This is a genomic window from Streptomyces recifensis, assembly GCF_002154615.1.
Taxonomy (GTDB): Bacteria; Actinomycetota; Actinomycetes; order Streptomycetales; family Streptomycetaceae; genus Streptomyces; species Streptomyces griseoluteus.
Genome location: NZ_MUNH01000027.1, coordinates 1 through 7529 on the forward strand (window position 1 = coordinate 1; position 7529 = coordinate 7529).

Annotated in this window: 7 protein-coding genes; 1 reads left to right on the forward strand and 6 read right to left on the reverse strand. The window is 72.4% G+C overall.

Translation table 11 applies throughout. The features are described from left to right. The 5 genes from CCN33_RS01815 to CCN33_RS01835 all read right to left on the reverse strand — a co-directional run. Positions 1-1498 (reverse strand): lipopolysaccharide biosynthesis protein (locus CCN33_RS01815; RefSeq protein WP_341866558.1); only part of this gene is annotated, 1498 nt, incomplete at its 3' end. After that, on the reverse strand, positions 1491-2291 hold the full coding sequence (locus tag CCN33_RS01820; RefSeq protein WP_086690357.1) for a polysaccharide deacetylase family protein: 801 nt from the start codon (positions 2289-2291) through the stop codon (positions 1491-1493). The genes CCN33_RS01815 and CCN33_RS01820, both read right to left, overlap by 8 nt. Continuing rightward, on the reverse strand, positions 2288-3274 hold the full coding sequence (locus CCN33_RS01825; protein WP_086690359.1) for a glycosyltransferase family 2 protein: 987 nt from the start codon (positions 3272-3274) through the stop codon (positions 2288-2290). Before CCN33_RS01825 ends, CCN33_RS01820 begins: the two co-directional genes overlap by 4 nt. Beyond that, the gene (locus tag CCN33_RS01830) at positions 3271-4089 is read right to left on the reverse strand and encodes a glycosyltransferase family 2 protein (protein WP_086690361.1); all 819 of its coding nucleotides are present in this window, start codon (positions 4087-4089) and stop codon (positions 3271-3273) included. The genes CCN33_RS01825 and CCN33_RS01830 overlap by 4 nt, the downstream gene beginning before the upstream one ends. Before the next feature lie 350 nt (positions 4090-4439). Then, positions 4440-4883, reverse strand: a complete 444-nt coding sequence (locus CCN33_RS01835) for a hypothetical protein (RefSeq protein WP_341866559.1) — start codon at positions 4881-4883, stop codon at positions 4440-4442. A 319-nt stretch (positions 4884-5202) separates the two neighbouring features. Here CCN33_RS01835 and CCN33_RS01840 point away from each other — a divergent pair, with 319 nt between their 5' ends. Then, complete coding sequence (locus CCN33_RS01840) at positions 5203-5997, forward strand: SGNH/GDSL hydrolase family protein (protein ID WP_086690363.1); 795 nt, start codon at positions 5203-5205, stop codon at positions 5995-5997. A gap of 68 nt (positions 5998-6065) precedes the next feature. Here CCN33_RS01840 and CCN33_RS01845 read toward each other — a convergent pair. Next, positions 6066-7529 (reverse strand): serine/threonine-protein kinase (locus CCN33_RS01845; protein WP_086690365.1); only part of this gene is annotated, 1464 nt, incomplete at its 5' end.

Sequence of the window (7529 nt, forward strand, 5' to 3'; positions counted from 1 at the left end):
GAGGTGGGGGAGGCTCGGCGGGGGCCCGCTTCTCGTCCGGCGGAGCGACCGGCGGGGCCACGTCGGAGGGCGCGTCCGGCGGCTCGGTCTCCCTGACCCAGGAGGGCGCCGGCCGGCCGGCCTCGCGCGGCCCCAGATCGGCCAGGTCGCCGTCCGGGGCCGCGGTCACCGGACCGGGCCGGATCACCTGCCACAGGCGCGGCGCGGCGACGGCCACGATCACCGCCAGGCTGCAGATCTCCGCGACGCCCGCGCCGGTCAGCCCCATCCTGGGCAGGAGCAGCAGCGTCAGGGCCAGCACCAGCACGCACAGCAGCCCCTGGAGCCAGGCCAGTCCGGCGGTCCGGCTCTGTGCCCGGAGCACCGCGAAGTACGTCTCCATCACCACCCGCAGCACCGCGCCGACCGCGAACCAGCGCAGCAGCGGGGTCGCCGCGTCCGCGTACCCCGCGCCGAACACGCCGAGGATCCACGGGGCGCCGACGAAGAGGACGCCCGCGACCGGCAGCATGATCCGGGCCATCCGCTTCAGCGCCGCGCGCGTGTTGGCGGCCAGCCGGGCCGGGTCGTGGGAGCCCTCCACGGTGAGGGAGGCGCCCATGTTGATGGCGAGCAGGTTGGTGGTGCCGCCGATGGTGGTGGTGATGTAGAAGTACGCGTTGTCCTCGGCGCTGACCTGCGACGCGATGATCACCGGGACGAGGTAGACCACTCCGAGCGAGAACAGCGAGCCGGTGTAGTCGCCGGCCAGGAACCGGCCGATCTCCCGCAGCGTCGGCGGGTGCGCCCGCCCCTCGGTCGCCGCCGTGTGCCGGGGCACCAGCCGCCGGAACACCAGCCAGCCCAGCGGGAGTACGGAGGTGGCGATGGCCGCGACCCAGGAGACGAACACCCCGGCGGTCGGGATCGCCACCGCGAACGCCACCAGCAGCCCCAGCTTCACCGCGGAGAACACGGTGTTGCCCACCGGCACCCACGGCGCGCTGCGCAGCCCGGTCAGCACCCCGTCCTGCAGGGTCAGCACGTTCCAGGCGACGACCGCCGCGAGGAACCCGAGCCCGTTCACCGGGCCGTGCAGGAACCGGTACGACGGCCCCCACACGTCCAGTGTCAGCAGGAAGACCCCCGCCGCCACCGCCACCACCAGCGAACTTCCGGCGTAGGTCCGGAAGATCAGCCGAGCGGTGGCGCGTCCGGCGACCGGGATGAAGCGGGCCAGGGCGCCGGTCAGGGTCACCGCGGTCAGCCCCGCGAGGAGCTTCATCGCGGCGATGGCGGCCGAGCCCTGCCCGACCGCCGACTCCGAGTAGTAGCGTGCCGCCGCCAGCCAGAAGCCGAGACCGAGGACGGCGGAGATGCCGGTGTTCAGCATCAGCGCGTAAGCGTTGCGGAACAGCGGATTGCCGCCGAACGCGCGGCCCAGTACGGGCAGGCGCGGGCGGCGCCCCGGCGCGGAGACGGCCGGGGCGGCCTCTTGGGCGGTGGTCGTGTCAGACACGGGAGCGGATGGCCTTCCGGCAGACCTGGCGTGCTCTTCGCACGAGTGCGTATCCCTTGGTGAGCGCACGGTCCCTGGCGAAGTCCCGTGCGATGGAACGTCCTTCGAGCAGCCGCTCGAACTCGGCCACCCCCGTGCCGCGCCGCACGGTCACCCGGTGGAGCGCGTACGGGCCCTGCCGGCGCCGGGCCAGCGCGTTGCCGACCGCCAGCGCCTGGGCGTACCCCGCCGCCCGCACCGCCTGGCGGACCCGGCGGCTGGAGTAACCGTAGGGGTAGGCGAACGACAGCGGGCGGACGCCCAGTTCGTCGGTGAGGATGCGGGTGCTGTGCTCCAGCTCGGCGGCGAGGGCGGCGTCGTCCAACTGGTCGAGCTGCGGATGGCTGTGGGTGTGGCCGCCGATCTCCACACCGCCGTCGGCCAGCTCGCGCACCTGGTCCCAGTCGAGCATGGCGTCCAGGCCGCCCCCGGTGTCGTACGGGCCCCTGAGCCAGCCGGTGGAGGCGAACAGGGTGGCCGGGAAGCCGTGCTTGGCGAGCACCGGCAGGGCGTGCCGGTGGACGCCCTCGTAGCCGTCGTCGAAGGTGATCAGCACCGGCCGGGCGGGCAGCGGGCGCCGGTGGCGCCAGTGCGCCGCGAGCGCGGCAGTGGTGAGCGGGGTCAGCCCCAGGTCGCCGATGAGCGCCATCTGCTCCGCGAACGCCTCCGGCGCGACCGACAGGGCGCGGGTCGCGTCGTTGGGCGCGGCCGCCACCGCGTGGTACATCAGGATCGGTACGGCCGTCCCGGTCATCCGCCCACCTCCACCGGCGGCACCGCGAACCGGGGGCCGCCGCGCCGGACCCGTACGCTGCCCACCACATAACCGCCGGCCGCGCCGAGCACGCCCGCCACGATGGCCCCGGCCCGTCCCGCGCCGCCCGGCCGGGCCAGTACCGCGTCCCGCAGACCGCGCGCGATCCCGGCGGGCAGCACCCGTGTGGTGTACCGGCGTTCCGACTCCAGCCCCTTCGCCGCGCCCACGCTCCGGGCCACCAGCGCCTTGGACAGGCCCTCGGCGTACGTCCGGGTGCGGAAGTAGGCGAAGCGCTCGCGGGCCTCGGGCACCCGGTGGTGGATCACCGCCCGGTCGTCGACGAGGAGCACGGCGCCGGGGCGGGCGCGGCTGATCCGGATGCACAGCTCGGTCTCCTCGCAGCCCAGCGGGCGCCGGTCGCCGTCCCGGCCGATCCCGGTGGCGAAACCGCCCGCCAGCTCGAACGCGGTGCGCCGGAAGGAGGCGTTGCCGCCCAGCACGTTGCGCACCCGGACCCGGCCGGGCGGCAGGCCCCGGTAGGTGCAGCCCACCACCCAGTCGAACTCCTCCGGGAACCAGGCCGGCCGCCGCCCCGACGCCCACACCGGCTCGGTCCGGCCGCCGACCGCCAGCACGCGCGGGTCGGCGTACCCCTCGGCGAAGTGGCGCAGCCAGTCCCGTTCGGCCACCGCGTCGTCGTCGAGGAACGCGATCACCTCCCCCTTCGACGCGGCGACCCCGGTGTTGCGGCCCGCGGACAGGCCGCGCGGACCGGCGTTGGCGAGCACCCGGACCGGGCCGTCCGCCTCCTTGTACTCGGCGGCCAGCCGGTCCAGCAGGGCGGGGTTGTGGTCCACCACCAGCAGGGTCTCCAGCGCCGGATGGGACTGGGCGCGCACCGAGGCGACCGCCGCGAGGATGTCCTCCCAGCGGTCCTCGGTGTACACGCAGATCACGACGGAGACGGCCGGAGCGGTCAAGACGCCGCTCCCCGCCGGGAGTCCGCCAGCGGCGAGCGGCGTCCCCGCCGCAGCGCACGGCGGTTGGAACGCTCCTGGAGGATCACTCTGAGCACCCGCAGCCCGTCCCGCACGGCCCGCAGATTGCTGGTGCCGTGGATGCGGAGGTACTCGTGGCTGGGGATCTCCTGCACCTTCAGCCCGGCCTTGACCACTCTGATGTTCATCAGCGTCTCGACCTCGAAGCCGGTGCAGTCCAGGTCGATCTTGTCCAGGCAGTGCCGCCAGAAGGCGTTGTAGCCGTAGCAGAGGTCGGTGTAGCGGGCGCCGAACTTGCGGTTGACGACCGTGCACAGCGCCCAGTTGCCCAGCTTGCGGATCAGGGTCATGTCATCGGTGCCGCCGCCGTTGGCGAACCGGGAGCCCTTGGCGAAGTCGGCGCCGGAGACCAGCGCGGAGACGTAGGAGACGATCTCGTTGCCGTCGGCCGAGCCGTCCGCGTCGACCATCACGATGATGTCGCCGGAAGCCGCCTCGAACCCGCTGATCAGGGCGTCCCCCTTGCCCTTGCCGCGCTGGGCGACCACCTTCACGTCCGGCCACAGCGAGCGGGCCACGTCCACGGTGTCGTCGGTGGAGTCGCCGTCGACCAGGACCACTTCGTGAATCCAGTCCGGCAGCGTCTTGAACACGTACGGCAGGTTCTCCGCCTCGTTCATGGCGGGGATCACCACGCTCACCGGCGGAGTGATCGCCAGGTGCGAGGAGATGGGCCGGTAGTGGGCCGCGAGCAGCGGTTCGCGGTCCGGACCCGGCGTGCGCAGAACAGAACTCATGACTGTGGTCCCTCTCGTCCGGTGGACCGCCCGCCCCTCGGGCGGCCCGGCTGTGTGTCCGGTTCGAAAGGGGGGTTCTCGTCCCTGGCCGCGGCACGGCGAAAAGCGCTCCGGGCCGGAAAGGACGAGCTGGCAAAGCTGACCGGGCCCCCGAGCGTGCAGGGACCTCCGGTCGCGCGGCACGGCCCGGTCACCTGGTGCGGTCACCGAGCACGGCACCCCCCTACCGCGCCTCACCCCGGTGCGTCACGGCTCCGAGCCCTCCCCTGAACCGTGGGCGACGGACCGATCGGGTGAGATGTACGACGGTATTGACGATAGAAGCAGAATCGCAAGACCTGGACGTGGTCTCACGAATCAGTTGGTTTGGCCGTTACGAAACTTTGGCCTGTTTTACTCCCCTCCGGTGTCCCCTCCCGCGAGCCCGCCCGCTGCCGTACCCGGGTGGCCAGGAGGATCAGCAGGCTGAGCACGGTCACGGCGACGGTCCCGCCGGTCACCGACCAGCGGTGCACCGTCAACATGGCCTGAGCGACCAGCATGTCGAGCGCGACCGCCCCCGCGAGTCCGGCGATCAGCCGGCCGAAGGGGTCGAGCCCGCGCAGCGCCACGGCGATGGCCAGGGCGGGTGCGGCGAGCAGGAAGAACAGCGCGCACGGCCCGCGCAGCGGTGAGCCGGAGTCCATGAGCACGAGCAGCGCGCCGCACGCGGCGGTGCCGGTCGCGGCTCCGGCGAGCAGCGCCGACAGGTCCCTCCCCGGACCCGCCCGCTCTGTGCCTTCACCGTCCGCCACGAAGTCGTCTTCCGTGGATCTGTTGCCAGTTGAGGACCGCATGGGCCGACTTTGCCCCCCGACGCGCCGGATGCCGGGCTTCAATGTGGCCCAGCCGCTCGGAGGGCGTCAAGACGACCTCGGTCCGCACGCCTCTTCTGGGGCAATGTGCCCGAACCCGTCTACGCCATGTGCTATGTGGCGGGTCGTCAACGCGACGGACCTGCCCCGCCGTCGGCCGGTCGGTTGAGGGGCGAAATTGTTTTGGCATGGACACTTCCCGTCAACGCGCGTAGCTGGTACCAAAGTTGTGGCAGAGATCCTGCTAAAGGGAGGTTCCATGAGACGTACCCGAATTGCGGCATACGTGGCTTCACTCCTCCTCGCCACCGGCTTCACCCTCGCCGGTGCCGGATCGTCGCAGGCCGCCACCGGCGGCTACGTGGCGCTCGGCGACTCCTACTCCTCCGGGGTGGGGTCGGGCAGTTACATCAGCTCCAGCGGCGACTGCGACCGCAGCACCAAGGCGTACCCCTACCTCTGGAACGCCGCGCACGGCCCGTCCTCGTTCGCCTTCAACGCCTGCTCGGGCGCCCGCACGGACGACGTCCTCGCGAACCAGCTCGGCTCGCTCAACTCCTCCACCGGCCTGGTGTCCATCACCATCGGCGGCAATGACGCCGGCTTCGCCGACGTCATGACCACCTGTGTCATCTCCTCCGACAGCACCTGTCTGTCCCGGATCAACACCGCCCGCGCCTACGTCGACTCCACGCTGCCCGGCAAGCTCGACGCCGTGTACAACGCGATCAGCGCCAAGTCCCCCTCCGCCCGCGTGGTCGTCATCGGCTACCCGCGCTTCTACCTGCTCGGTCAGGCCTGCCTCGGTCTCTCCGAGACGAAGCGCTCCGCGATCAACAGCGCGGCCGACTACATGAACAGCGCCATCCAGAAGCGCGCCCAGGCCCACGGCTTCGTCTTCGGCGACGTCCGCACCACCTTCACCGGCCACGAGATCTGCTCCAGCGACTCCTGGCTGCACAGCGTCAACTGGACCAACATCGGCGAGTCCTACCACCCCACCGCGGCCGGACAGTCCGGCGGCTACCTCCCCGTGCTCACCAACGCCGCCTGACCCACGCGGCCCACAAGGGTGACCCCGTCAAGGCGAGCCGTACGGAAGTCACTCGCACGAGGGAAACATCAAGGTGTGCCGGAGGATGAAGCGGAGGCCCCGTCCGACGGGGTCTCCGTCGGCTTGTCACACGTCACGGTGAACGGCACCTCGTCGGACGTGACCCGCTGCGGCTCGCGCACCTCCACACTGATGGCGTTCTCCGACGTGCCGTCCTTGTCGTTCGTCCGCACGGTCACCCGCGCCTGCCGGGTCCGCTCCCCGCCCTCCGGGAAGGACAGCGTGCGCCACTCCTCGCCCTCGAACGAGCCGTGCTTCAGCTTCCACCGGTAGCGCACCTCGGCGGGCAGCCGCCCCACGGTGAACGTCGCGGTGAACACCGGCGACCCGGCCTCCGGCGGCGGACAACTGCCCTGGTAGTGCGTGTGCGTTCCGGTCAGCGACACCCGTACCGACTGCGCGGGCTCGACACTGCTCGGCGGGGCGCTGCTCTTCGTCGGTGACGGCTCGTGGCTGGTCGGTGTGGGGGAGCGGGGCTCGCCGGTCTTCGTCACGGTCGCGCTCGGGGTGCCTTTGCCCTCGTTCCGGTCGCCGTCGTCCCGCTGCAGCAGGGTGTACGCCAGCCCGCCCAGCGCGAGGACCAGGGCGAGCACGCCGATGACGAGGACGACGCCCGCGCGGCGCTCGCGCACCGGCGGACCCGGATCGGGTTCGCCCTCCGGCAGCAGGACGGTCGGCGGGGGCGGCGGTACGTACGCGACACGGGTCGTGGGGGCGCCCCCCGCCGCGATCAGCCGCAGGTCGCGCGCGGCCTGTTCGGCGGGCAGCCGTTCCTCGGGGTCCTTGCGCAGGAGTCCCTCGATGACCGGGGTGAGCGGGCCCGCGAGGTGCGGGGGCGGCAGGGGTTCGTCCACCACGGCGCGCAGGGTGGAGAGCGGGGTGTCGTGGCGGAAGGGGGACCCGCCCTCCACCGCCGCGTACAGCAGCACACCCAGCGACCACAGGTCCGATCCGGGGCCGGGAGTACGGCCCAACGCACGCTCGGGGGAGAGGAATTCGGGCGATCCGATCACCTCTCCGGCCATGGTCAGCGCCGAGCTGCCCTCGACCGAGGCGATACCGAAGTCGGTCAGCACCACCCGGCCGTCGTCCGACAGCAGCACATTGGCCGGCTTCACGTCCCGGTGCAGTACACCGACCTCGTGCGCGGCGCGCAGCGCGTCCAGCACCTCGGCGCCGACGCGGGCCGACTCCGTCACCGACAGCGGGCCGGTCGTCTCCAGGACGTCGGCGAGCGAGCGGCCGCGCACCAGCTCCATGACGATCCAGGGGCGTCCGCCCTCCATCGCCACGTCGTACACCGTGACCACGTTCGGGTGGGCGACCCGGGCCGCCGCCCACGCCTCGCGCTCCAGGCGGGCGTACATCCGCTCCACGTCCCCGGCGGGCAGCCCGGCCGGGGCGCGCACGTCCTTGACGGCCACCTCACGCCGGAGCACCTCGTCGTGGGCGCGCCACACCGTGCCCATGCC